Source organism: Pseudarthrobacter sp. Hb11, assembly GCF_059383655.1.
This window is the reverse complement of record NZ_JBWZCM010000006.1, coordinates 59256-85616: the sequence shown is the minus strand read 5'-3', so window position 1 is coordinate 85616 and position 26361 is coordinate 59256. Positions and strand designations below refer to the sequence as shown.

Below are 26361 nucleotides of genomic sequence, written 5' to 3'. Positions count from 1 at the left end.
ACACTGGGAAGCGGAAAGCGCTTGCCACGAGGGCACCGAAGATCGCCGCGCCCTGTACGGGCGGAATGGAGCACCATGGAAACGCCAGCCGGCACCGTCGCCGGGACCCAGCCCCGGAACCAACACCGCCTGACCCCTGCCGCCGAGCCCGGTGCGGAGCATCCCGGCGTGCCCGCTGCAAGGGTGGCACTGGTAGGTGTCCACGGCTTCGGCACACACCACCTGCGGAACCTGGAACGCCTTCAGGGCGCCGGCGTCGTCCACCTTGTTGCCGTTGCTGACCCCAATCCCCCGGCTCCCGGCTCAGTCCCTGCAACAACCGCCGTCTTTCCGGGGCTCACCGAACTGCTCGCGGACACCAGCGGGCTGGATCTGATTATTGTTGCCACCCCCATCCAGACCCATGCCCCGCTTGGCCTGGCAGCACTGGCCACCGCCGCCGATCTCTACCTGGAAAAGCCGCCGGTCGCATCGCTGGCGGACTTCAGCCGGCTCTGCGACGCTGCTGCGGCCAACGGCAGGAGTGTCCAGATCGGCTTCCAGAGCCTGGGTTCCCACGCGCTGAAGGCCATCGAAAAGCTCCTCGCGGACGGAACCATCGGCACCCTGCAGGGCATCTCGGCCACCGGCCGCTGGGTCCGGGACCGGGCCTACTACAAGCGGTCCCGCTGGGCCGGCAAACGCACCATCGACGGCGTGGACGTGGTGGACGGCGTGGCCACCAATCCGCTGGCCCATGCGGTGGCGACAGCGCTGAGGATTGCCGGGGCACGCACCACTGCAGACATCGCTTCCCTGGAAACTGAGCTCTACCGCGCCAACCAAATCGAGTCGGATGACACGTCGGTGATCCGAATCCGAACCAGCGCAGGGCTGCCCATCACCTGCGCCCTCACACTTTGCGCCACCGAGTCCGTGGAACCGTACGTGACCCTTCAGGGCTCGGAAGGAACAGTTGTCTTCCACTACACCGAGGACCGCCTGACTGTGAAGACAGCAGCCGGCCGCTCCGAGGAGGTCTTCGGCCGGGACGACCTGACTGAAAACCTGCTGGCCCACCGCAACACCGGGGCTCCGCTCATCAGCCCGCTCCTGGACAGCGGTGCGTTTATGCTCGTCCTGGAAGCCATTCGAACTGCCCCGCTGCCGGCACCTCTTGACGAGGCGCACTTCCGCTGGGTGGGCGAGGGGGGTGCGGCGCATGCAGTGGTCCCCGGCATCGAGGAGGCCCTGGCACGTGCCGCCCGGCAGCATGCCACCTTCAGTGAACTGGGGCTTCCCTGGGCAGGAACGGCCCCGCACGCCTTCGAACTTCCAGCTTCCTGACATGCCCCGCACCCGGCCGCAGAACACGTAGCGTGATGGTCCATGCTTCGCCGAGGGACGGGTCAGGCGGACCGCACGCGGCGGGAATTCCGCCACAGTAAAAGACCGATCACGGCTGCGGACAGCATGCCCAGCCCGCCGGTGGTCACGAGCCCCAGCCGCACGCCAAACTGCTCCGTCAGCCAACCGGCCAGCAGGCCGCCCAGGGCGTGTCCGCCCAGCAGGAGGGGCAGATACAGCGCCATCACCCGGCCGCGGATCTCCGGGCCGGCCTCAAGTTGCACCGCGGTAGCGGCGCTGGTGAGGAACAGCAGGGTCATCAGGCCAACCACCACCAGCATCACAATGAAGAGGATGAGGCTGGGCATCAGTGCCGCAACCAGCTGGGACAGCCCGAACAGGCCTGCCGCAAGCACGATCCCCTTTCGTCCCAGGCTCCGAAGGCGGGCCGCCAGCAGCGCACCGGCAAGGGCACCAATGGCACTGACGGTGTTGAAGAGCCCGAACCCTTCAACCCCGTTGTGCCATTCGCGTTCCGCAAAGGCTGCCAGCACCACGGGCCCGTTCATGCCGAACATCCCCAGGAGCCCGGCCAGGGCAATAATCAGCAGCAGCGAAGGCCGTTCGCGGACGTAGCGGAACCCGGCCAGGAGTTGGCCCCGGCCCCGTTCCGCCGGGATGCTCGGATGCAGCTCGGCCGGGCGGATGGCGGCAATGAGGCAAAGCACCAGCAAGCACAGCAGCGAGTTCGCAGCAAACGCCGCCGCGGAACCAACCTGTGCAATAACTATTCCGGCCAGCGCTGGTCCTGCCATCGCGCCCAGTTGGCCGATGGCGTTGTTGATGCCGATGGCGGGCCTGAGGGCGGCGTCCCCCACGACTTCATTGACGAACACCTGGCTGGCAGGCTGGTTGATGGCTGAAGTCACTCCGAGCGCCACGCAGCTGGCGTAAACGGCCCAGACGGTGATGGTCCCGCTCGCCGCCCATGCGGCCAGGCCCATGGCCAGGAAGGCAATGACCACCTGGCAGAACAGCATGATCCGGCGTTTGGGAAACATGTCCACCAGTAAGCCGCTGAGTGGTCCCACAATCAGCATGGGCAGGAACTGCAGCGCAACGGCCACACCCACGGCGGCGGGGCTGCCGGTCAGTTGCAGCACCAGCCAGTCCTGGGCGAGCCGCTGCATCCACACACCAACACTGCCGGTGAATACCAGGGCCAGGAAGAGCCGGTAGTTGCGCTGCTTCAGGGGCTGGTACCACGGCGCCTGCTTGGGCTGGCTCGTCGGAGAAGGGAGGGACTGTTCGGAACGCTGGCGGTCGGAAGACACGGCGGACTCAACTCAAATTAGTGACGGGCGGAACCTGAAAATGTTTACAGCGTGCCGTTCTTGCCGGCCGCCGGGGTATTGCTTACCGCCGGGTTCAGGCGCGGGCAGAGCGCAGCTTTACTGCTGCGGCGGCGAGGATCAGGGTGCCGGGAACCACCACGAAAAGCGCCACCAGCATCCACACAAACACCACTGCCCCGAAGAGCGCGGCGGCAAGCAGGAGGGATCCGCTCCAGTCCTTAAGTGACAGGGCTTGGCCGGTCTCAAGTGCGGAGCGCCAGGCACTGCGGGCGTCCGCGCGGGAGCCGGCGACGTCGGACCATGCGGCCGTGGTGCGCAGGAGCAGGATGGCCGCCCCGGCGGCGAGGATCAGGGTTGCCGGCAGGACCACGTCCCGGCCCGGCAGCTGCCCCACCCAAGCGAGCAAAAGGTTAAGGACAATGACGACGGCGGCTGCCGCCGTCGTGATTCCAAGCTTCCAGCTGCCTGGCAGGGCTGCCTTGAAGGTGTCCCAGAGGCCGCGGACGGAATCGTCCCTGCCGGAAAGGTGCCGTTCCAGATGGGCGATCCCCGCCGCGTATGCGGCGGGGATCGTTACCAGTGGAAGGGACAGCACCAGCACCAGCACCCCGGCCAGGAGGGTCTCGGAGAACAGCGCGAAGCGGTTTACCGGGACGGGTTCGTGGTGGTGGGGGGCGGGTGTGGTGCTGTCCATAACGCTCATTTTCTGTCTCGGTTTTCCGGGCCGTTAGCCCTTGAGGCCCTGGGTGGAGACGCCTTCAACAATGTACCGCTGGAACACCAGGAAGAAGATCAGCACCGGCAGCAGGGCCAGGACGGACATGGCGATCATGGCACCGTAGTCCGAGCTTTGGGTCTGGTCCACAAAGAGGCGCAGGGCCAGTGGCAGCGGGTACTTGTCCGGGGTGTTCAGGTAGAGCAGCGGGCCCAGGAAGTCGTTCCAGCTCCAGATGAAGGAGAAGATCGAGGTGGAGATCAGGGCCGGCTTCATCAGCGGCAGCATGATGGACGTGAAGATCCGGACGTGGCCGGCGCCGTCGATCCTGGCTGCCTCGTCCAGCTCACCGGGCAGGTTGCGCATGAACTGGACCATCAGGAACACGAAGAACGCGTCAGCGGCCAGGAACTTGCCGATCAGCAGCGGCACGTAGGTGTCCACCAGGCCCAGCTGCTGGAACACGATGTACTGCGGGATGATCACCACGTGGAACGGCAGGAGCAGGGTGGCGATCATCATGCCGAAGAACACGCTGCGGCCCGGGAACTTGATCCGGGCGAACGCATACGCTGACACGCTGGCCGAGAGAACGGTGCCCACCACGGCACCGATGGCCAGGATCAGCGAGTTGGTGAAGAACTGCAGCGTGGACACGCCGCCGATGCCGTCCATGGCCGTGACGAAGTTGTCCAAGCTGAAGTTATTGGACCACAGCGACGTGTTGGCGCCGCCGATCTCGGCGTTCGGCTTGAACGAGGAGGCGATCATCCACAGGCCCGGGTACAGGACCACCCCAGTGAGGGCGAGGGCCACGATGTGGAAGAGGGTGCTCTTGGCGCGCTTGGCCCCAACCGATTCGGACTTGGGGTTGTAGTTCGGCACCTGTGCGTCCGGGGTGGACTGGGTGGGGGTTGCCGTGGTTGTCATTTTGCATCACCGCTGTAGTGGACCCAGGACTTGGACGTGCGGAAGAAGATCAGGGTGATAATGCCGACAACGATCACCAGCAGCCAGGCCATCGCCGAGGCGTAGCCCATCCGGAAGTCGCTGAAGCCCCGCAGGTACAGGTAGAGGGTGTAGAAGAGGGTGGAACCGGCCGGCCCGCCTTCACCGTTGGAAATGATGTAGGCCGAGGCGAAGATCTGGAACGCGTGGATGGTTTCCATCAGCAGGTTGAAGAAGATCACTGGGGAGAGCATGGGCCAGGTGATGTTGAAGAACTTCCGCACCGGACCGGCGCCGTCCATGGACGCAGCCTCGTAGAGGTCTGCCGGGATTTGCTTCAGGCCGGCGAGGAAGATCACCATCGGTGCGCCAAACTGCCACACGGTCAGCAGGATGAACATTGGCATGGTCATGGACGGGTTGCCCACCCAGCCGCCGAGGTTGATTCCGAAGAAGGACAGGCCCTGGTCCACCGGACCGGCGTCGCCGAACATGGCCTTCCAGACGATGGCGATGGAGACGGACGCGCCGATCAGGGACGGTGCGTAGAACGCCGAGCGGTAGAAACCCTGGCCGCGGCGCTTGCTGTTCAGGAGCATTGCCACTGCCAGTGCGGCGGCGAGCTTGAGCGGGGTACCGAAGACCACGTAGCCCACGGTCACGCCCACGGATTGCAGGAAGCGTTCGTCCTGGAAGAGGGTGGTGTAGTTGTCCAGGCCAATCCACTTGGGCGGATCGAACAGGTTGTAGTTGGTGAAGGACAGGTAGAGCGAGGAAATCATAGGCCCAACAGTGAGGGCGATGAATCCCAGCAGCCAGGGCAGCAGGAAGGTGTAGCCGGCGCGGGCATCCGCCCCACGCTGCCGCGACTTGCGCGGCAGCGTGGAATCGGATTGCGCCGAACGCCTGCTCAATGTTGGGCTTTGAGTCACGAGTTCAATCCGTCAGTTGTGAAAGCCTGGATCAGGCGTTCTGCTTGATGAGGTCTTCGGCTTCCTTGAACCATGCGTCGGCTGCGCCGTCGATGGTCAGCTTGCCGTAGTTCAGGTCCGAGCTGACGCGCTTGAAGGACGCCTCGAGGGTGCCGAAACCGACAATGGGCGGCTCGGGGGCGTCCTTGAGGTACTGCTCGATGGACTTTTCGTAGTCCACCACGAGCTTGTCAGTACCTTCGAAGGTGGTGCCGTCACGCTGGGTCTTGGACGCCGGCACGCCGCGGGAGGTCTTGAAGATCTGGCCCACCTCGGGGTCGTTGACCATGAAGTCGATGAAGCGGGCAGCAGCATCCTTGAACTTGGTCTTGGCGCTGGCCACCATCAGCATGGACGGCTTCAGGAACAGGCCCAGGTTGTCCGGGTCGTCAGACGGAACGGGAACAAGCTTGAGTTCCTTGGCGCCGCTGTCCGCCAGGTAACCGGCCATGAAGTTGTCCCAGGTGACTTCGGTGGCGGTGACGTTGGAGCCGAACGGGGACTTGGGTGCGAGCTGGGTGACACGCTCTTCGGTGATGATGGCGGGGGTGCCGCGAAGACCGGCGGTCTGGTTCCACCACTTCTTCATATCGTCCTTGGTGAAGCCGAGCTTGCCGTCCTCGGTGAAGGCCTCGATGTTGTTCTGGCGGAGCCAGATGTTGAACATCCACCAGACACCGGTGTAGTCGGTCGAGCCGAAGACCGCACCCTTGCTCTTGGTGCCCACCTGAGTCAGGAAGTCGTTGAATTCCTTGTAGGTCCACTTTCCTGTCGGCTCGGCGATGCCCAGGGACTTCAGCTTGGCCGGATCGTAGTAGACGGCGAACGCGTTGGTGCTGGTGGGGATGCCGTAGGTCTTGCCCCTGATCTGGCCCGAGGGCAGGAGGGACTTGTCAAAGGCGTCGGTGTTAATCTTCACCGTGCCCAGGTCCAGGAGCTGGTTGCGCTGGCCGTAATCGCGCAGGTAGGAAAGGTCCCACTGCATCACGTCCGGCAGGCCGCCGCCGGCTGCCTCGGTGGCACGCTTCTGCCAGTAGCCGGCGAAGTCAGTAAAGTTGCCGTTGACCTTGATGTCCGGGTTCTTCGACTCGAACAGGGCAATTGCCTTGCGGGTACGCTCGGCGCGGTCGTCGTTGCCCCACCAGGTGTAGTTGATGGTGACAGGGTTTTCCGCAGAGCCGGTCTCGCCGGCGCTGGTGCCGCCGCCCGTTCCACAGGCTGCCAGGGCCGCGGCAGATGCGGTACCTACGGCTACGGTGGTGAGGAAATTCCTTCTGTTGATCATGAGAGCCTCCTTGCTCGATGTGTGCAACCCCAGTCGCCCAACCTACAACGAGAGTAGTGAGCTGGCTTACACGGCTTCTGAAACGATACAATATCGGCATTCCCGGAAATGGGCAAGCGTTTTCCAATGATCTGATTTTCAGGCCAGTTTCATCTTCCCAGCAGACAAAGGAGTCCCATGACTTTGCAGGAAACCTCCAGCCCGGCCAGCGTCTGGAACAACATCGAAGGCATCGCCTATGGGGGCGACTATAACCCCGAACAGTGGCCGGTCAGCGTCCGGCTGGAGGACCTGGAGCTGATGCAGGAAGCCGGCGTGAGCTTCCTCAGCGTGGGAATCTTCTCCTGGGCACTGCTGGAGCCGGAAGAGGGCAAGTACGATTTTGGCTGGCTGGACGAGGTGCTGGACAACCTCGCCGGAATCGGAGTCAAAGTAGCCCTGGCCACTGCCACCGCCGCTCCCCCGGCCTGGCTGGTCCGCAGGCATCCGGAAATCCTCCCCGTCACGGCGGACGGAACCGTGCTGGGACCGGGCTCGCGGCGGCACTACTCGCCGTCGTCGGCTGTATACCGCCGCTATGCCACGGGCATCACGCGCGTCCTCGCCGAGCGCTACAAGGACCACCCCGCCCTGGCGCTCTGGCATGTGGACAATGAGCTCGGCTGCCACGTCTCCGAGTTCTACAGCGAGGAAGACGCCGCGGCATTCCGCACCTGGCTTGAGCAGCGTTATGGAAGCATCGGCGCGCTCAACGCGGCTTGGGGTACCGCTTTCTGGTCCCAGAACTACGGGTCGTTCGAAGAGATCCTGCCGCCCGGTGTTGCGCCTTCCACCCTGAACCCGGGCCAGCAACTGGACTTCCAACGCTTCAACTCCTGGGCCCTGATGGACTACTACCGCGAACTCGCCGCCGTCCTCCGCGAGGTCACCCCTGGGGTCCCTTGCACCACCAACCTGATGGCCTCCAGCGCAACGAAGTCCATGGACTACTTTGACTGGGCGAAGGACCTGGATGTCATCGCCAACGACCACTACCTGGTTGCCGCGGATCCCGAGCGGCAGATCGAACTCGCGTTCAGCGCGGACCTCACCCGCGGCATCGCGGGCGGTGACCCGTGGATCCTGATGGAACATTCGACGTCGTCCGTCAACTGGCAGCCGCGCAACCAGCCAAAGATGCCTGGCGAAATGCTGCGCAACTCCCTGGCGCATGTGGCCCGCGGCGCAGATGCCGTGATGTTCTTCCAGTGGCGGCAGAGCTTCGCCGGCTCGGAGAAGTTCCACTCGGCCATGGTGCCGCACGGCGGGCGGGACACGCGGGTGTGGCGCGAGGTAGTGGACCTGGGCGCGGCCCTGAAGCGGCTGGCGCCGGTGCGTGGTTCGCGGGTGGAATCGCGCGTTGCGATCGTGTTCGACTACGAGGCGTGGTGGGCGAGCGAAATCGACTCCAAGCCGAGCCAGGACGTGAAGTACCTGGACCTGCTGCGGGCCTTCCACCGGTCACTGTTCCTGCGGGGCGTGTCCGTGGATATGGTCCATCCATCTGCCTCTTTAGAGGGCTATGACCTTGTGCTGGTGTGCACCTTGTACTCTGTCACGGACGAGGCCGCCGCGAATATTGCCGCTGCCGCTTCTGCCGGCGCAACTGTCCTGGTGGGCTACTTCAGCGGGATCGTGGACGAGAAGGACCACGTCCGGCTGGGTGGCTACCCGGGCGCGTTCCGGGAACTGCTCGGCGTGCGCGTGGAGGAGTTCCATCCGCTGCTGGCGGGCGCTCAGCTGAAACTGAGCGACGGCGGCGTCTCTTCCATCTGGAGCGAGCACGTCCACCTTGCGGGCGCCGAGGCGGTCCAAACCTTTACGGAGTATCCGCTGGAGGGCGTGCCATCGCTGACCCGGCGGGCCGTGGGCGACGGCGCCGCGTGGTACCTCGCTACGTTCCCGGACCGGGACGGGGTTGAGTCGATCGTGGACCGGTTGCTGGAGGAGTCCGGCGTTGCGTCCGCTGCAGTCGCAGACCCGGGGGTTGAGCTGACGCGCCGGCGTTCCGACGACGGCCGCAGCTTCCTGTTTGCCATCAACCACTCCCGTACTTCTGGCGCTGTTGAGGCTTCAGGCGTGGACCTGCTCTCCGGCCAGCCCTTCGACGGGGTTGTGCCGCCCGGCAGCGTTGTGGTGATTGCCGAGGACTGACGCGGAGTGCAAGACGCCACTGCAGACCTTTCAGGCTCCTGCGGTGGCGTCATGCCGGCCCGCTGTACCGGGGTTTTCCACATAAGGGTTTTGGCTGGCGAAATTGTCCCACCAGGCTGGAAGACTTTGTTTCATGGAAGCGTTGGGGGCATCGGCAGGAGCAGCTGGGGCAGGGACCCGCTATGTACCCTCTCTCTCCGATGTCCGGACTGCCCTGCTTTCGGTCGCGGTCAGTACTGATGGCGCGGGAATGGTTGACCAGCTCCGAGAGCTGGAGGATTTGAAGTCGTTGGCTGCTGCCAGGCAGGCCGAGATCGCCGTGGCCTTCGATCATTCGCTGCGGCAGGAGCAGGCCTCGGCCGGGGTTCCGGCCGACGAGCAGGGCACCGGAGTGGGGACGCAGGTCGCGCTGGCCCGACGGGAATCGCCGGCAAGGGGCGGGAGGCTCCTGGGTCTGGCCAAAGCCCTGACGGAAATGCCCCGCACCTTGACCGCGTTCCGGTCTGGACAGTTAAACGAATGGCGGACCACTCAGGTGGTGAAGGAAACGGCCTGCCTGTCGGTGGAGGACCGGTTCGCGGTGGACGAGGAACTCGCCGCCGACTCCGGCACCTTCGACGGTGCCGGAGACCGCGCCATCATCGGCGCCGTCCGGGCTGCCGCCTACCGGAGAAACCCGCTGTCGGTCACGAAGCGGGCTTCTCATGCGGTCACAGAACGCACGGTCACCCTGCGCCCGGCACCAGACACAATGGCTTACGTGACTGCCCTGCTACCGGTCGCCCAGGGCGTCGCCGCCTACGCAGCGCTCACCCGGCAGGCCAACACTCTGAAGTCCTCCGGCGATGAGCGCTCCAAGGGCGCAATCATGGCCGATACCCTGGCCGAAGGGGTCACCGGCACTCCGGGCGGCATCACCGGCATCGAGGTCCAGCTGGTGATGTCAGACCGCACTCTGTTAAAGGGGGACAGTGAACCCGCCCGGCTGACCGGCTACGGCGTCGTCCCCGCGGGATGGGCCAGGCAAGCCACTCTGAGAGCAGCGGCTAGTCCGGAATCCGCAGGCACCCAGGAAAGGACAGAGCTCAAAGTCTGGCTTCGCCGGCTTTATACAGCTCCCGGAACAGGCGAACTCGTTGCGATGGACTCGAAGGCCCGGATTTTTCCACCCGGACTCAAACGCTTCTTGCAGGTCCGGGATGATACCTGCCGCACCCCGTTTTGCGACTCGCCCATCCGCCATCACGACCACGTCGTCTCCTGGCTAACAAGGGCGCAACGATTCATCAAAACGGCCAAGGCCTCTGCGAATCGTGCAACCACACTAAAGAAACAACCGGCTGGGCGGCCCGGCCAGTTTCTGGAGCAAGGCATTCGGTGGAATTTACAACCCCCACCGGCCACACCTACCGCTCGATGGCGCCCCCACTGCCTGGCATGCCCCTGAAACCCGTGCGGAAGAAACCAGGCGTCCTCGTACTCGGCCGCGTCGTGCCGCACCGGCCCCTGGTCCGGGCGGCAGCAGGACCTTAGCGGCAGGGCCTTAAACAGCTCCGTCCCGGGAGGAACCAAAGGTTCCCACCGGGACGGAGCTGCCACCCGCCGTCGGACGTTATGGGTGGAGGAGCCTTCTTCCCAAGTCGTCCAGAGTCGTGTTGTTGGCGGCCAGAAATCTAGCTGCTGATAGCGGACGCCATCTCGGCATGTGCCTTCTTGCCGGCTTCGTCCGTGGAGAGCCGTTCGAAGAGAACCTCGGAGGTGTAGCGCTTGATGATTTCCTGGATTGCGCCGGCACCCTTCGGCGGCGGGGCGGGAGCCTCGCCGAGCTCATCCTTGATCTGGTCGATGAACTTGACCACCTTGACGTCGGCGGGGGTCAGCTTGGATTCGATGGCTGTCCGGACGTCCGAGTTCGGGTAAACGCCGCGGTCGGCCAGGAGGGTTTCGCCGGCTTTGACGTTGTTGGTGAGGAAGTTGATGAACTTGGCGGTTTCCTCAGGGTGTTTGGTGCGTGAAGAGGCTGACCAGAACTGCGATGCCTTGTACCAAAGTCCGGCATCAGCGGAGGATCCGGTCTTGGTGGGGAACCGCAGGATCTTCAGGTCAGCGCCGGATGCCTTTTCCAAAGCAGGAGCCTGGTTGGACCACCAGAACGCCATGCCGTTCTTGCCGGTGGCGAGTCCGGACTGGTCAAGCGGGGCAGCTTCAGCTTCCACCACCTCGGATGCCGTGGGAACCGCCTTGTTCTGGCTGAGCTGCTTCAGGAATTCCCACCATTCGGCGATGTCGCTCGGCTCAAAGCCCAGCTTGCCCTCGGAGGTGTACAGGGACTTGCCGTTCTGGCGGAGCCAAACGCCAAGCGAAGCCTCGTCCGTGCCATAGGCGGCGGCGCCGAAAGTACCCTTCGGGGACTTCTGCGTGATCTCGGAGGCGATCCGTTCGAAGTCGTCCCAGGTCCACTTGGAGTCATCGGGCAGCGGAACACCGGCAGCTTCAAAAACCTTCGGGTTGGCCAGGATGGTGGCGGCGTTGATGCCTGCCGCAATGCCGGTCAGCCCGTCCTCGCTCTTGCCGGCGTTGAGTGCCGCTTCGTCGAGCTTGGAGGTGTCGATCTCGTACTTGGAGAGGTCAAGAAGCGCGCCGCGGCTGGAGTACTCCGTGATGTACTTCTCGTCCATCTGGATGATGTCCGGCGCATCGTTTGCGGCCACCTGGGTGGCAAGCTTGTCCCAATAACCGCTCCAGTCGCCGAACTCGGGCTTGATCTTGATGTTCGGGTTTTCAGCCTCGAACTGCTTGATGGCTTCCTGGGTCAGCTGCGCACGCTTGTCGCCACCCCACCAGGAGAACCGCAGTTCAACGGGACCATCAGCGCTTTCCGAAGCGGCTCCCCCGCCACAGGCGCTAAGGGCCATTACGACGGCGGCGGCCGCTGCTACGAGGCCGGTTTTACGCAGCGGACGGCGTGCGCCCGTGGAGGGTGTCTCTGCCGATAGCTTGGCAGCAGACGCAGGGCGGGAAAAAAGCGGCACTGGATACTCCGATCTTCTTTGATCATGGTGCTGGTTGATCAGGTGCGGGGGATGTTGGGGGGATGAAACCAAGAGCAGGAGGGGAAGGCGGGAAACCGCTTTCTGGACCTAATGCTACAAGTGCTGAACTTGTATTACAAGAAGTTTTTGATGACTCTTTCGTAACGGCGGAGACGGCCCACCATTGGACGGGCCGTCTCACCAAAAGCCGTTCCCCTGCAGCACAAACAGCGAGCGCGAGCGGCAGAGGCTACTTGATGCCGGTGGTCGCGATGCCCTTGATGAGGAACCGCTGGCCAAAGAGGAAGACCAGGAATACCGGCAGGAGGGACACGATGGACATCGCGAACAGCGATCCCCAGCTCGTGGCGGACTGCGAATCGACGAAGGCCCGCAGCGCTACCGGGACGGTGAACATATCGGGATCCGTCAGGTAGATCAGGGCGCCAAAGAAGTCGTTCCAGGTCCAGATGAAGGTGAAGATGGTGGTGGTGGCCAAGGCCGGCACCATCAGGGGCAGGATGACCCGCAGGAAGATGCGCGGGTGCCCGGCGCCGTCGATACGGGCGGCCTCGTCGAGATCCTTGGGTATGCCGCGAATGAACTGGACCATCAGGAAGACGAAAAACGCTTCCGTCGCCAGGAGCTTGGGCACGATCAGCGGCCAGAAGGTGTTCACCCAGCCAATCTGCGAGAACAGGATGTACTGCGGCACGATAACCACGTGGAACGGAAGCATGATGGTCAGCAACATGATGCCAAACAGCAGCTTCTTGGCGGTGAACTGCAGCCGTGCGAAGGCGTACGCGGCCATTGAGCAGGAAATCAGGTTGCCCAGGATCGATCCGATCACCACGATCGCGGAGTTGATCATGTAGTGGCCGAAGGGGTGGGTCAGGGCGGACCAGCCGGAGGTGTAGTTGCTCATTTCCAGGCTGTTCAGCCAGAGGCCAGGCTCGCGGAAAATCAGCTCGTTGGGCCGCAGCGAGGAAACCACCATCCACAGCAGCGGGTAGATCATCAGTGCACCGGCCAGGATCAGGATTGCATGTTTCATCAGCGCTTTGCTGCGCTGCGCCTTGCTGAAGGCCAGGGTGCCCCGGGACTCCCTGACTTTGGGCTTGCGGCGGTTCGTTGGCTTGCCCGCGCCGGCAGACTTCTTCTCCGGGGTGGGCAGCGTCTCAAGCTTAGTCGTCATAGAAAACCCAATACTTAGAAGCGATGAAGTTGATGGCGGTGAAGATGCCGATGATCACCAGCAGGAGCCAAGCCATGGCGGACGCGTAGCCCATGTCGAACTGGCCGAACCCCTTTTGGTAGAGGTACAGGGTGAAGAACATGGTGGAGTCCGAGGGCCCGCCGTTACCGCCGGAGACGATGAACGCCTGGGTGAACGACTGGAAGGAACCGATGATTTGCAGTACCAGGTTGAAGAAGATGATGGGGCTCAGCATCGGCAGGGTGATACGCCAGAACTGCTGGAGGGTTGTAGCGCCGTCAACCTTCGCGGCCTCGTAATACATGGTGGGGATCTGGCGTAGGCCGGCCAGGAAGATGATCATGGGGGCCCCGAAGGTCCAGACGTGGAGCAGGATGATGGAACCAAGAGCCGTGCTGGGGTCTGAAATCCAGCCCGGACCCTGGATGCCGAACATCGCCAGGACCTGGTTGACCAGGCCGGTTGTGCCGAAGATCTGCTTCCAGAGGATGGCCACGGCGACCGACCCGCCCAGGAGGGACGGCAGGTAGAACACCGAGCGGTAAAACGGCAGACCGCGCAGGCCCTTATCCAGGACGAGGGCGATCAGCAGCGCCACAGCCAGCTGGAGCGGAACACCGACGAATACATAAGTGAAGGTCACGCCGAGCGAGTTGTGCAGCCGCGCGTCCGTGAGCATCCGGGCGAAGTTATCCAACCCGACCCACTCCGGGGGCTGGAGGAGGTTGTAGTCCGTGAAGGACAAGTAAAGGGACATCAGCATCGGACCGATGGTGATGGCAATGAGGCCCACCAGCCACGGCAGCAGGAAGATATAGGCCGCCTTGTTGTCGCGGCTGTTCGCCTTCTTCTCTTCGGCGGTGGCCTTGCCCTTCCGCCGGGATATCGAGCTGAGTTCGCTGATGGCACTCACTGCGGCAACCCCGTTCCGTGAAGCAGGCCCGCTGCAGCCGGCCTTCCAGCCGGGCGCGGTGCCCTGGGTATGTGTTTAGCGGCCATGTGGTCTCCTTTGGTCATCGTGGCCTTCACGTGTTGGTATCGCCGGGGCGATAAGGGACGCGCGCCGCTCCGGCTGTGCTTCCGTCGGAAGCGGACCAGGAGAGGCGATCAGCCGATCTTCCACCTGGCGGTGGTTCGGATTCAAAAGCGGCTCCGTACCAAAGTAAACGGTTTCTTGACTCTTGTATAGCCCTTTGTTAGTTTTTGAGAAAGCGCTTTCTGTAGCGGGCGTCACTTCAAGGTAAATCACTTACTAAGGGGCAGGACAATGAGGTTTAGTCTCAAAAAGTCATCAATGGCAGTCGCCGGGGCAACAGCTGCGCTGGCACTGGTTTTGACCGGCTGTGGCAACAGCAGCCCGGAAGCCGGCAAGGTGGGGACGGTCGAAGATCCCGTCACCATCCGCTTCGCCTGGTGGGGCAACGATTCCCGTGCCAAGACCACCCTCGAAGTCATCAAGGACTTCGAAGCCGCGAACCCCACCATCAAGGTTCAGGGAGAAAACACCGAGTTCAGTTCCTACTGGGACAAGATGGCCACCCAGATCGCCGGCGGCACCACCCCCGACGTTTTCGCCATGAGCGGCGCCTACCCCAGCGAGTACGCGAGCCGGGGTGTGCTGCTGGACCTCGACAAGGTCAAGGACCAGATCGACACTTCAAAGTTTGCCGAGGGCACAGTGGATCTCGGAAAGATTGACGGCAAGCAGTACACCATCACCGCCGGCGTTAATTCCATGTCCATGGTGATCGATCCAAAGGTCTTCCAGGCCGCTGGAGTTGAGCTGCCCGATGACGAGACCTGGACCTGGGACGACTACGCGGAAATCGCCGCCGAGATCACCAGGAAGTCCCCCAAGGGGACATTCGGCACCACCCCCATGACCAACGACTCGTTCCTGGCAGTATGGGCCCGCCAGCACGGCGAGGACCTCTACACCGAGGACGGCAAGAAGCTCGGCATCAGCGAGGACACCGCCACAAAGTGGTTCGAGATGAACAAGAAGCTGATGGAAACCGGCGGGGCACCGTCCGCTTCCCAGACTGTTGAGGACAACTCGGCCCAGCCTGAGTTGACGTTGATGGGCCAGGGCAAGCAAGGCATGAAGATCTCCTGGAGCAACCAGATGAACTCCTACTCCGGTTCACCGCTGGTCATGATGAAGCTGCCGAACGAGAGCAAGGAGCCGGGCACCTGGCTGCGGTCCTCCATGGAGTACGCCATCTCGTCCAAGTCGGCGCACCCCAAGGAAGCAGCCATGTTCATCAATTACCTCGTGAACAACGTGGACGCTGCCACCAAGATCAAGAGCGACCGCGGCATGCCTGCCAACACCGAACTCAAGGCGGCGATCACACCCCTCCTCAAGGAATCCCAGCAGAAGGAAGCGGAGTACCTGGACCGCATCGCTGAGCTGAAGATCGAACCGCCGCTGCCTTTCCCTGCCGGTTCATCGGCCACCATGGAGGTCCTGAACCGGCTCAACTCGGATGTATTGTTCGGAAAGACCTCCCCGCGGGATGCTGCCAAGGCCATGATCCAAGAGGTCAACTCGAACCTCGGCTAAACCCCACGCACATGCCAATTTCGCACTATCAAACGGAAAAGGAGGCAGGCCAGTGAGCCGCAATATCGAACTGACCAATGACGCACGGCTGCCGCGGCCCAGCGCGATCGCCGGCTACGACGACTGGCCTGCCTACGTCCAGCAGCACCCCCGGTACCAGGGAGCAACCCCGACGGCGCAGGAACTTGCCGACGCGCTTGGGGTACCGGGTGCGCAGCAGCGGCCAGAGGTAACGGTCCACTGGCAGGAGACGTACGACGGCGTCACCACCTCACAGCTCAGCTGGCAGCTGGGCTTCGGCCCCCGCACTACTGGCTGGCTGATCAAGCCGGCCGGCGTTCCCGGCCCCCTGCCCGGTGTCCTTGCCCTGCACTGCCACGGGGGCAACAAGTTCGGTGGCGCCGACCGGCTGGTGGAGCTCCCGGAATCCCACCCGTCCGCGGAAAACGCGCGGGCAGGCCACTACGACGGCCGTGCCCTCGCCACCGAGGTGGCCCGGCAGGGTTTTGCCGTCCTCGCCCACGACACCTTCGCCTGGGGCAGCCGCCGCTTCGACCTCTCGGTTCCGCCGTGGCGGACCGCGGCAGCGCTGGAGGCAAGGCAGGCGCAGTGGCGGGAGGGCGGCGTCGTGCCTTCCGATGCTGACGAATACAACGCCGCCGCCTCATTCCACGAGGAAACCGTGGCCAAGACCGCCGGCCTCTTGGGCACCAGCCTGGCCGGCATGGTAGCCCACGACGACCTGGCTGCCCTGGAAGTCCTCGCCGGGCTGCCGGGCGTGGATCAGGACCGGCTGGGCTGCATCGGTTTTTCCGGTGGCGGCGGCCGCTCCCTGGCTCTTGCCGCCCTGAGCCCACGGATCCGCAGCTACGTGGTGACGTGCATGATGACCACTTTCCAGTCGCTGCTTCCCGCCCACCTGGACGCCCATTCTTGGCTGTTGCAGACTCCTGGGCTGTGGCGGCTCGGTGACTGGCCGGAGCTCACGGCAAGATCAGGGGCCCGCGGACTGCTGGTGCAATTCGCCCTGGCCGATGAACTCTTTCCAGAAATCGGCATGCGCGACGCCCACCGCACCTTGGAGTCGCTGCACGGCCCCGGAAGCTACACCGGAAGCTTCTGGCCGGGCGGCCACGTTTTCACGGCCGACATGCAGGAGGAAGCGCTCGACTTCCTGTCCGGCACGCTGCACGGCGAGCAGGCGCACCCACCCAGCCCGGCAGCTGCCGGCACTCCCGACGTCCAAACCACCTTCAGCCCTCGAGGAACCTCCTGATGTTTCAGCAAGCCGCCACCGCGGAGAACAGCACCCTCCCGGCTGGCCATCCGGCGCCAGCAACTGACCAGGCAGCAGTTCCGCGGATAGCCCTGGTAGGCGTCCACGGATTCGGCGAACGCCACCTTGCCAACCTGGCTCGGCTTGAGGCAGCCGGCGCGCTGGAACTGGCCGCGGTGGCGGACCCCAACCCGCCGGCGGAGGGACGGCTGGCGGGGTCGGTTGCCGTCTTCGATGACCTTGCACAGTTGCTGGCAGCGGAGCCCGGCGTCGACGTCGTAATCCTTGCCACCCCCATCCAGTCGCATGCTCCCCTAGCCCTTGCCGCGTTGGCAGCAGGCAAGGACGTTTATGTTGAGAAGCCGCCGGTGGCGTCCCTCGCCCAGTTCCAGGAGGTGCTGGCCGCGGCCGAGGCTTCAGGACGGCTGGTCCAGGTGGGCTTTCAAAGCTTGGGGTCGCACGCGTTGCCGGCCATCAGGAACCTGGTGGAGTCCGGCGGCATCGGGGACGTCCTCGGCCTGAGCGCCAGAGGGCAGTGGGTGCGCAGCAAGGCGTACTTCAAGCGGTCCCGGTGGGCAGGAAAGCGCAGCCTGAACGGCATCGACGTGGTGGACGGCGTTGCAACAAACGCCCTGGCCCACGCCGTTGCCACTGCCCTTCAGATGGCGGGGGCACACACGCTCGCGGATGTTCAGTCAGTGGAAACGGATCTGTACCGGGCCCATGAGACCCAGAGTGACGACACCTCCATCATCCGCGTCCGCACCACCGGGGGCACCACGTTGCTCTGCGGGCTGACACTGTGCGCACCCGAACAACAGAATCCCTCCGTCACGGTGCACGGCACCCGCGGCGAGATCACACTCTTCTACACGGAGGACGAGGTGGTCATCAGCACAGCCGACGGCGAGCGCCGGCAGACGTTCGGCCGCGCAGACCTGCTGGAGAATCTGTTGGACGCCCGCTCCACTGGTGCCCCGCTGCTTTGCTCACTTCCGGACACCGGCGCCTTCACCACAGTGCTGGAGGCCATCCGCACTGCACCGGCACCGCAGCCCATCAGCGCGGACTACATCACGTGGGAAGGTGAGGGCGACGACGCCCATCCGGTAGTCCACGGCATCGGCCCCCTGATGGAACGCGCCGCCAAGGCCCAGGCCACCTTCGCCGAACTGGGAGTGCCCTGGGCACGGAAACTCCCGCCCGTCCGCACGTTGACCGTAGACGGCAATGCTGTTGCCGATTACCAGGACGGCCGCCGGATCCGGGACGTTTCGTCGCCGCGGCCCTACCTGCACCCCGTCCGCACCCTCAACGGCGCCGTTGTGACGGACCACCAGCCACTGGACCACGTGTGGCACCTCGGCGCAGGCGTCGCGCTGCAGGACGTGGACGGCATCAACTTCTGGGGCGGCCGCACCTATACCCGTGAAGCCGGGCGGTACGTCTGGCGCCCGGACCACGGCAGCATCAGCAGCACCGGAACGTCTCTTGAAGAAACGGATGCCCGGTCAGGCGGCCCGGACGGCCGGCTGCAGGAAACCTTGAGCTGGAACCGGCCCGACGGCTCTCCGATCCTGGTTGAGGACCGGACCTGGACGTGGTCCGGCGTCAGCTCGTCCGCCTGGCAGCTATCTCTGGACTTCGCCCTCTCCCCCGCCGGTGGCCAGCCCGTCAGTCTTGGCAGCCCCGGCTCCAACGGCCGCCACGAAGGCGGGTACGGCGGATTCTTCTGGCGGCTGCCCGCCTGTGACGGGGCCGCAATATGGACGCCGGCCGGCACCGGGGAATCCGAGGTGCACGGCTCCGTAACACCCTGGCTCGCCTGGGCGGGGGAGTTTCCAGGCGGCAGTGCCACCCTCGTTTTTGCGGCGGCGGAAGGTTCCACCGACCCCTGGTTCGTCCGGGTGGACGGCTACCCGGGAGTTGGACAGTCATTGGCCTGGGATACCCCGGTCATCTCTGAACCGGGTACTCCCGTGCAGCGCAGCATCACCGTTTTTGTGGCCGACGGCATCCTGGGCACAGCAGAGATCGAAACATTGATCAACCGGCAGGGGAACCGTTCATGAGCCAGACAACAGCAGACACAGTAGCGCTTTCAGGCAGGGCGGCACCGGCCTCCCCGGAGGACCGCGCCATCAAGCGGCGCCGTGTCCTGGACATCCTCGATGCCGAGGGCCAGGATTCCCTGCTGCTCACCACCCACACAGCGCTGACCTGGTACCTGGACGGCAGCCGCGTGCACATCAGCCTGGCCGGCGATCCCATCGCGGCGGTCCTCGTGGACCACGATGGCGACCACCTGGTCACCTTCAACAATGAAGCCGGCCGCATCGCCGCCGAGGAACTGCCCTCCGGCGTCTCCCTCCATTCGGTGCCCTGGTACAGCAACCTCCACGAGGTGGCGGCCGCCGTCGGCATTGCCGGGAACGCCGCGCCGCTGGCCGAAGCAGCAGTAGCTGCTGAGTTGCGCGCGGCTCGCCAGCAGCTGCTCCCTGCTGAGAGCGCCCGCTACGCCCGCCTAAGTTCGGACGTGGCGGCGATCATGACCGATGTCCTCTCCACGGCCCGGCCGGAAACCACCGAATTCGAGCTGGTATCCGCCCTGGCCGCCCGGGTTGTCGCCGCCGGCGCAGAGCCGTTGGTCCTGCTGTGCAACGGCAGCAGCCGGAGCGACTTCCGGCATCCACTGGCCACCCACTCGCCCCTGGGCCGCCGCGCCATGGCCGTGGTGTGCGCCCGCAGGGACGGCTTGGTTGCCAACATCACCCGCTGGGTAAGGTTCGACGCCGGCACTCCCGAAGAGCGCGACGCCGAGGCCCGGATCGCAGCAGTGGAGGCCGACATCTTCGACGCCACGGTCCCCGGCGCTAGGCTGGACCGGATTTTTAGTGAGATCCAGGCCGCCTACACCCGGCATGGTTTCGGTTCCGAACAGTGGGAACAGCACCATCAGGGCGGGCCCGCCGGCTACGCAGGCCGCGACCCCCGCGTCACCGCTGCCGCCTCGGACACGGTGGTGGTAAACCAGGCCTTCACGTGGAACCCGTCGGGGCCCGGCGTCAAGATCGAGGACACTGTCCAGCTCATGGAAGCGGGCCTGCAGGTCCTCACCGTGGATCCCCGGTGGCCCGCGACGACGGTCAACGGACTCGCACGGCCTGCCACCCTTCAGCTGTAGGCAGTTCAGACGCTCGCTCACATCCTGCCGCCAAACACAAAACGCTCTCTCAGTTACGGCCGTAATCCCGGCCTTAACTGAGAGAGCGTTTCGCTTGAGACGACATCATCTGAGCGGGCGTTCTACGGAAGTTGCAGTTCCCCGTCGACGCGGCGCGCGATGCCCAGCGGGTTGCTCTCGCGCAGTGCCGGGTGCAGGACCGCTTCGGGGGCATCCTGGTACGCGACCGGACGCTGGAACCGGCGCACCGCCGTCGCGCCCACAGAGGTAAACAGCGAGGTGGTGGCCGGGTAGGGGCCGCCGTGCTGCTGTGCCCAGTTGACGGCCACGCCCGTGGGCCAACCGTCGAAGAGGACGCGCCCGGCGAGGTTGGACAGCTGATCCACGAGCGCGCTGACGTCCTCGCCCGGCTGGGCGTGCACCGTGGCGGTGAGGCTGCCGGGCACCTTGGCCAGGACCGCGGCGAGCTCCTCCTGGTCGGTGTATTCGATCAGCATGGTGGTGGGGCCGAAGCACTCCTCCAGCAGTTCCTCGGGACGCTCCAGGACCTTCGCGGCGGAGGTGGAGAAGACCACGGGAGCGGCTCCGTCGGATACTGCGTCCTGGTCCACGCTGCCGCTGACCACGTCCACGCCCTCGACGGAAGCGAAGCCGCGCAGACCGTCAGGGTACGCCTCGGCGATCCGGCTGGTAAGCATGCCGAGGGCAGGCTTGTCCTTGCTGGCTGCCGCCACTTTCGCCGCGAAGTCGGTCCCGGCCGGGGTGAAGACCAGGCCGGGCTTCGTGCAGAACTGTCCGGCGCCAAGGGTGAAGGATCCTGCCAGTCCCTCCGCCAGTTGCCCGGAGCGCTCCGCCAACGCAGCCTCGGTGACAACCACCGGGTTCAGGCTGCCGAGTTCACCGTAGAACGGGATGGGCTCGGGGCGCGACGTGGCCAAGTCAAAGAGGGCACGGCCGCCGGGGATGGAGCCGGTGAAGCCAACTGCCTTGATGGCGGGCTCCTGCACCAGTGCGGTTCCCACCTCACGGCCGCTGACTAGGGCGAAGAGCCCTTCCGGCGCTCCAGCGGCACGCAATGCCTCTGCCACAATCCCGGCGGTCCGTTCGGAGAGCCGCAGGTGGCCCGAGTGGGCCTTGACGATCACGGAGCAGCCTACGGCCAGGGCAGAGGCGGTGTCTCCGCCAGCCACCGAGAAGGCGAACGGGAAGTTGGACGCGGAGAAAACCGCCACAGGACCGATGGGCCGCAGGATGCGGCGGAGGTCCGGCTTGGGCGGTGTGGAACTCGGGTCTGCGTGGTCGATCACGGCCTCGAGGTAGGAACCTTCGGTGATGACGCGGGCGAACAGGCGCAGCTGGCCCGTGGTGCGAGCTACTTCCCCGGTGAGGCGGGGTGCCCCCAGACTGGTTTCGGAATCGGCAAGCTCCACCAATTCTGCGGCGTTGGCATCAAGCGCATCAGCCACAGCGGTGAGCCAGGCGGCGCGTTCGGCGTCCGAGGCCGCTGCGGAAATTTTGGCTGCTTCTGTGGCGGCGGCCGTGAGCTCGGACAGGGGAAGGGTTGCAGTTGTCACGTGGGGTACCTGTTCTATGGATGTACGTTCTTACGGTGCGTCGTGAAACCGGAAGCCGAGGCCGGGCTGGTCCGTGAGCGTCACCCGGCTGTCCCTGAACCGGACCGGCGACGGGCCGGCCAGGATCCCGAGCTTCTCAAAGGATGCCTCCTCCACGTCCTCCACCAGTGTGGGCTCGGCGAGCGTTAGGGCCAGCTGGCCGGACAGCTCCGGGAGCAGGTGCGGCATTACCTTGATGCTGTTGGTCCTGGCAAGCTCCACAATTCTCCGGAACGGTGTGATGCCACCTACCCGGATGATGTTCGGCTGGATGATGTCCACTGCTTCCGCTTCGATGAAATCCCGGAAGCGGTAAATGGTGTGCAGGTTTTCACCGAGGGCGATCGGCACCGGGGAATGCTTGCGGAGCCTGCGGTAGGCCCAGAGGTCGTCCGCGCGGATGGGTTCCTCGAGCCACTCCAGGCCGAATCCGGCCAGCGCATCCAGCGCCTTCAGGGTGGTGGGCAGGTCCCACCGCTGGTTGGCGTCGATCATCAGCTTCCGGTCCGGCCCCAGGGCCGAGCGGACGGCGGCAACACGTTCGGCATCCTCGCGGATGTCCGGCTTGCCCACTTTGATCTTGACCGCCCGGTGCCCCGCGGCAACCCACCGTTCAGTCTGCGCCACCAGTTCTTCCAGGGTGTAGTGCAGATTAACCCCGGAGCCGTACACCTCCGCGGATTCCTGGCGCTGCCCTACGAATCCGGTGACGGAGGTATTGGCGCGGGAAGCCTGCAGGTCCCACAGCGCCAGATCCACCCCGGCCATCGCTATGGTGGTCAGTCCCCCGCCGCCGGCCTCGTGCAGCCGTTTCCACACGGCGTCCCAGACCGTTTCCGGGTTGGCGGGCAACCCGGAAACGAACGGCGCGATGTCATAGTCCAGCAGTGCCTTGACGGCCTGCGGCCCGATGGTGGGCGTCCAGGAGAAACCATGCCCCGCGCCGCCGTCGTCCGTCCTGATTTCCGTGACGATCACGTGGTTTTCCGGCGCCTCAACACCCCAGCTGCGCCGCAGTGGAACCGTGATGAGCCGGGTGGAAAGGCCCGTAATGCGCGGGACGGTGCGGACAGCAACAGCTGCGGGGGCACTCATCAGCGGCCAGCCAGCTCGTAGCCCCTGGCGAGGATGGCCTTCAGCTGCACCAGCTGCTCCTCGGTGGGATCCACCAGCGGCGGGCGGACGGAGCCCACCGGCAGGCCGCCCAGGCGCAGGCCCGCCTTGATCAGCGAAACGCCGAAACCGGGGGTCTGGTCGCGGAGGCGGACCAGCGGTGCGTAGAAGCCTTCAAGCAGGGCATTCCGGCGGTCCTCGTCGCCGGCCACGTACGCGTCGTAGTAGGCCTTGGCAATTTCCGGGGCCATCGCAAAAGCGGCGGAGGAGTAGAGCGGGATACCGAGGCCGCGGTAGGCGCCCTGGGTCAGTTCGGCGGTCAGCAGCCCGTTGAAGAAGGCGAAGTCCTCGCGTCCGGTGGCACGCACGGCCGACACGATTTCCTGAGCCAGGCCAACATCGCCCAAGCCGTCCTTGAAGCCGATGACCTTGGGGTTGGCGGCCAGGCGTGCCATCGACGCTGCGGTGAACTTGGCGTTGCCGCGGTGGTAGACGATCACCGGCAGGCTGCTGGCACCGGCGATGGCCTCGATGTAAGCCACCAGCCCGTCGGCGGGGCCGGTCACCAGGTACGGCGGCAGCACCAGAAGCGCATCGGCGCCGGCCTCTTCGGCTGCCCGGGCCGCTGCCATGGCGTGGCCCAGCGGTCCGCCGGCTCCGGCTACTACGGGTACTTTTCCGGCAACAACCTCGACGGCGGCCGTCACTACCTTGCTGACCTCCTCAATGCTGAGGGCGTGGAATTCGCCGGTGCCGCAGGCGGGAAAAACGCCGCCGGGCCCGAACGGAAGCCGGGAGCTGATGTGCTCCTTGAGCAGTTCCACGTCAACGGCGCCTTCGGCCGTGAAGGGGGTGACGGGAAAGAACAGTACGCCGTCGAATTTCATGGTGTCTCCTTGGCTCCGCTGCCGGCACTGACCAGCGCGGAGTTCTCGTCGTTGAGGGTGGGGTGGGACTTGAGTTCGGTGCGCCAGCTGCGCGTGGGGTGCCAACCCAGGAGTTCCTGTGCCTTGGCAATGGAGAACGCCGGGCTGGTGCCGGTGAGTCCTGCGCTGATGGCCTCGCTGCCGGGCAGGAATTGCGGCATCAGTTCCGCCAGGGGCGCGGTGGCAAGGGCGTCCGCGGCTCCGACGAAAAAGGTTTCCCCGTTAGGGATGGACGGCATCTTCTCCAGCAGCAGGTCCAGGAAGTCCGCCACGTCCCGGGCATCCACGTAGTTGAACAGCGCGGGTGCGGACAGGGCGGGATCGGCCAGCCGTTCAGCAAGGGTGTGGCCCTGCTGCGTTGGCGCCCCTTCCCATTCCTCCGGCGAGATCACGAAGCAGGGGCGGAACGCCGCATAGCGGATCTTCCCGCCCTGGGCGGCAGCGAATGTCTGCACGGTCTGCTCCGCAATGAGCTTGGACAGAGCGTACGCGTTCCACGGCTTTGGCGGAGTCCGCTCATCCAGTGGGAATGACGGCGGAAGCCAGCCCGCGGGTGAACCGTAGCCCAGCACGGTGGGGCTGCTGGCGGTCACGATTTTCTGCACGCCGACTTCCGTCGCCGCACTGACGACGGCAAAGGCGAGCCGCGTGTTCGTGGCGAAAATGACGTCCTCGGGCGCGCTGAACGGTACCGCTATCGCCGCAAGGTGGATAACGGCGTCGGGCGTGGTTTGCCGCAGGAGGCGGAGCGCCTCGCCCGGGGCCAGGAGGTCGGCAGTTTCCTGCACGACGCCGGCCGGCAGCTGGTCCGCCGGGACGGCGTCGCGGTCCACCGAGATGACCTGGTGGCCCTTTCCGGCGAGTCCGGCCACAACGCTACGGCCCAGGCGGCCGGAGCCGCCTGTGACAAAGATTTTGCTCATGGTGTTTTCCTTTTGGGCCGTGCGTCAGTTGCCGCGTCGGAGGTCGACGCCGAGGTCCAGGTCTTCGATGCGCACGGGCAGGGAGGACTCAAGGGAGCGGTTGCCGGCGATGCCCACCGAGACGGAACGCAGCCCGTCCAGGTAGCCGGAGGGGCGTCCCAGCGGATCCTCGCCCGGGCCGTTGAAGAGATCGGACAGGAGGAGCTCGTCGCCGCCGCCGTGGCCGCCTTCGCCGTTGACGATCGGCACTTCGTAGGCGGCTTCCCAGTGGCGCTGGACCACGAGGCGTTCGCCGTTGCGGCGGATGGCGTCACCCTCTTCGATGGGGGTTGCGCTCGGGTCCACCACGGTCTTCTTGTCCGTGCTGGATTCGACGGCGGCGCGTTCCACAACCTCCAGCTCGGCGCGGCCTTCGGTTCCGTTGACCGCCACGCGGTAGCCCTCCCAGGGGCTGTGGGCGTTCAGGGAGTAGCTCAGGCGCGGGCCGCCCTGGTACTCCACGACCAGCGCGAGGTTGTCCTCGATGGTGATGCCTTCGGTGAAAACGTCCTGGTCGCGGCGGTAGCCGTCGTAGTGCTCGTTGTCCAGGAACAGCGCCTTGAGGCGCTCATCTTCCCGCAGGTCCAGGGTGAACGGGTCCTTTTCGGCGGTGGCCGGGGCACCGGCGTCCGGCGTACCGCGTTCGGGGCGGGGGCCAAGGCCGCGCTCTGCAGCGTTCTTGTCGCCGTAGAACTTCAGGCCGCCGGAGGCGAACACGCGCTCGGGGACGTCGTCGATCCACCAGTTGACGAGGTCGAAGTGGTGGGAGGCCTTGTGGATCAGCAGGCCGCCGGAGTTCTTCTTCTCACGGTGCCAGCGGCGGAAGTAGTCCGCGCCGTGCACAGTGTCCAGGACCCAGCTGAAGTCGATGGAGGTGACCTTGCCGATCACGCCGCTCTGGATGATTTCCTTGAGGGCGCTGTTGCGCGGCGAGTAGCGGTAGTTGAAGGTGACCACTACGTTGCGGCCGGTTTCATGGACGGCCTGGGTGATGCGGCGGCAGCCCTCGGCGTCGATGGTGAGGGGCTTTTCGACGACGACGTCGGCACCTGCGCGCAGTGCCTCCACGATGTAGTCGGCGTGGGTGTAGTCCGGCGTAGTCACCACAACGCGGTCGATGGTGTTGTCCCGGATGAAGGCGGTGAGGTCGGCAGGATCAAAGGATGCGACAGGTCCCGGTGCGCCGAGTTCCTGGATGAGCTTCTGGTAGAACTCCACGCGGCCCGGGTTGACGTCCGAGAACGCCACCAGTTCGGCAGTGTCTGCGTGCTTGCCGAAGATGGCGCGGATGTACATCTCGGAGCGGCCGCCGGTGCCGATCAAGGCGATGCGCGCTTTACCGCTGCGTCCTGCGGCACCGGCAGCGGTGGCGGCGTCTGCGGCAGCTCCAGCCGCCCCTTCAGTAGTACTTGACTCGGCTGTGTTGACCATGAGGGTCCCTTTCGAAAGCTGATACCCGGCCGCGCCGGCGGCCTCTGACGTTCGACATTCGGTGCACGGGTGCACCTGCTAAGAAAGCGTTTTCTCAGGTCGCTATTAGATTTGTACCAACCTGGACGGGCATCCGTCAACCATTATCAGCGCTGAGAGAAAGCGTTTTCTACTCCAAAGCCGGAGGAAGTGTGCACTTGAGGCTGAAAGTTCCGGGAAAACTTGGGAAAACAATAGAAATCGCTT

19 protein-coding genes and 1 pseudogene are annotated in these 26361 nt (G+C 64.9%); 7 read left to right on the top strand and 13 right to left on the bottom strand.

All coding sequences use genetic code 11. From position 1 onward, the window contains the following. Positions 1-75 precede the first annotated feature (75 nt). Positions 76-1326: a Gfo/Idh/MocA family protein gene (locus tag AC50X7_RS11020; RefSeq protein WP_494979035.1), complete on the top strand. Its 1251-nt coding sequence runs from the start codon at positions 76-78 to the stop codon at positions 1324-1326. Positions 1327-1388: 62 nt separating this feature from the next. Here AC50X7_RS11020 and AC50X7_RS11015 read toward each other — a convergent pair whose 3' ends face one another. From AC50X7_RS11015 to AC50X7_RS10995, 5 genes are all read right to left on the bottom strand, one after another. Beyond that, positions 1389-2660 carry an MFS transporter gene (locus tag AC50X7_RS11015; protein WP_494979034.1) on the bottom strand — a complete coding sequence of 424 codons (1272 nt, stop codon included), beginning with the start codon at positions 2658-2660 and terminating at the stop codon, positions 1389-1391. 94 nt (positions 2661-2754) lie between these two features. Next, positions 2755-3384: a Poxvirus protein I5 gene (locus tag AC50X7_RS11010; RefSeq protein ID WP_494979033.1), complete on the bottom strand. Its 630-nt coding sequence runs from the start codon at positions 3382-3384 to the stop codon at positions 2755-2757. A gap of 24 nt (positions 3385-3408) precedes the next feature. Then, positions 3409-4326 (bottom strand): carbohydrate ABC transporter permease, encoded by a 918-nt coding sequence (locus AC50X7_RS11005; RefSeq protein WP_494979032.1) that lies wholly within the window; start codon positions 4324-4326, stop codon positions 3409-3411. After that, complete coding sequence (locus AC50X7_RS11000; RefSeq protein ID WP_307093987.1) at positions 4323-5276, bottom strand: carbohydrate ABC transporter permease; 954 nt, start codon at positions 5274-5276, stop codon at positions 4323-4325. The genes AC50X7_RS11005 and AC50X7_RS11000 overlap by 4 nt, the downstream gene beginning before the upstream one ends. Before the next feature lie 31 nt (positions 5277-5307). Then, positions 5308-6600 carry an ABC transporter substrate-binding protein gene (locus tag AC50X7_RS10995; protein ID WP_494979031.1) on the bottom strand — a complete coding sequence of 431 codons (1293 nt, stop codon included), beginning with the start codon at positions 6598-6600 and terminating at the stop codon, positions 5308-5310. A 177-nt stretch (positions 6601-6777) separates the two neighbouring features. Here AC50X7_RS10995 and AC50X7_RS10990 point away from each other — a divergent pair, with 177 nt between their 5' ends. Continuing rightward, positions 6778-8793: a beta-galactosidase gene (locus AC50X7_RS10990; protein ID WP_494979030.1), complete on the top strand. Its 2016-nt coding sequence runs from the start codon at positions 6778-6780 to the stop codon at positions 8791-8793. 133 nt (positions 8794-8926) lie between these two features. Next, positions 8927-10326: pseudogene (locus AC50X7_RS10985) on the top strand (HNH endonuclease). Between the two features lie 140 nt (positions 10327-10466). On the opposite strand, the gene AC50X7_RS10980 reads toward AC50X7_RS10985, so the two are convergent. From AC50X7_RS10980 to AC50X7_RS10970, 3 genes are all read right to left on the bottom strand, one after another. Then, a complete protein-coding gene (locus AC50X7_RS10980) occupies positions 10467-11825 on the bottom strand; it encodes an ABC transporter substrate-binding protein (protein WP_494979029.1) in 1359 nt (452 codons plus the stop codon). A 250-nt stretch (positions 11826-12075) separates the two neighbouring features. Continuing rightward, positions 12076-13023, bottom strand: coding sequence for a carbohydrate ABC transporter permease (locus AC50X7_RS10975; protein ID WP_494979028.1), 948 nt, complete (start codon positions 13021-13023; stop codon positions 12076-12078). Continuing rightward, entirely contained in the window at positions 13013-13957 is a 945-nt protein-coding gene (locus AC50X7_RS10970) for a carbohydrate ABC transporter permease (protein ID WP_494979027.1), read from the bottom strand. Before AC50X7_RS10970 ends, AC50X7_RS10975 begins: the two co-directional genes overlap by 11 nt. A 381-nt stretch (positions 13958-14338) precedes the next feature. Between AC50X7_RS10970 and AC50X7_RS10965 the strand changes: the two genes are divergently transcribed. From AC50X7_RS10965 to AC50X7_RS10950, 4 genes are read left to right on the top strand one after another with little or no spacing between them, the layout of a single operon-like run. After that, positions 14339-15610 (top strand): ABC transporter substrate-binding protein, encoded by a 1272-nt coding sequence (locus AC50X7_RS10965; protein ID WP_494979026.1) that lies wholly within the window; start codon positions 14339-14341, stop codon positions 15608-15610. Between the two features lie 52 nt (positions 15611-15662). After that, on the top strand, positions 15663-16886 hold the full coding sequence (locus AC50X7_RS10960) for an acetylxylan esterase (RefSeq protein ID WP_494979025.1): 1224 nt from the start codon (positions 15663-15665) through the stop codon (positions 16884-16886). Then, positions 16886-18958: a DUF6807 family protein gene (locus tag AC50X7_RS10955; protein ID WP_494979024.1), complete on the top strand. Its 2073-nt coding sequence runs from the start codon at positions 16886-16888 to the stop codon at positions 18956-18958. Before AC50X7_RS10960 ends, AC50X7_RS10955 begins: the two co-directional genes overlap by 1 nt. Then, a complete protein-coding gene (locus tag AC50X7_RS10950) occupies positions 18955-20070 on the top strand; it encodes a M24 family metallopeptidase (RefSeq protein WP_494979023.1) in 1116 nt (371 codons plus the stop codon). Before AC50X7_RS10955 ends, AC50X7_RS10950 begins: the two co-directional genes overlap by 4 nt. Before the next feature lie 122 nt (positions 20071-20192). Here AC50X7_RS10950 and AC50X7_RS10945 read toward each other — a convergent pair whose 3' ends face one another. From AC50X7_RS10945 to AC50X7_RS10925, 5 genes are read right to left on the bottom strand one after another with little or no spacing between them, the layout of a single operon-like run. Further along, on the bottom strand, positions 20193-21644 hold the full coding sequence (locus AC50X7_RS10945) for an aldehyde dehydrogenase (NADP(+)) (RefSeq protein ID WP_494979022.1): 1452 nt from the start codon (positions 21642-21644) through the stop codon (positions 20193-20195). A 30-nt stretch (positions 21645-21674) separates the two neighbouring features. After that, positions 21675-22778, bottom strand: a complete 1104-nt coding sequence (locus AC50X7_RS10940) for a mandelate racemase/muconate lactonizing enzyme family protein (protein ID WP_494979021.1) — start codon at positions 22776-22778, stop codon at positions 21675-21677. Further along, positions 22778-23683, bottom strand: a complete 906-nt coding sequence (locus AC50X7_RS10935; protein ID WP_494979020.1) for a 5-dehydro-4-deoxyglucarate dehydratase — start codon at positions 23681-23683, stop codon at positions 22778-22780. The genes AC50X7_RS10940 and AC50X7_RS10935 overlap by 1 nt, the downstream gene beginning before the upstream one ends. After that, positions 23680-24645 carry an NAD-dependent epimerase/dehydratase family protein gene (locus AC50X7_RS10930; RefSeq protein WP_494979019.1) on the bottom strand — a complete coding sequence of 322 codons (966 nt, stop codon included), beginning with the start codon at positions 24643-24645 and terminating at the stop codon, positions 23680-23682. Before AC50X7_RS10930 ends, AC50X7_RS10935 begins: the two co-directional genes overlap by 4 nt. Before the next feature lie 24 nt (positions 24646-24669). Continuing rightward, on the bottom strand, positions 24670-26115 hold the full coding sequence (locus tag AC50X7_RS10925; protein ID WP_494979018.1) for a Gfo/Idh/MocA family oxidoreductase: 1446 nt from the start codon (positions 26113-26115) through the stop codon (positions 24670-24672). Positions 26116-26361 lie beyond the last annotated feature (246 nt).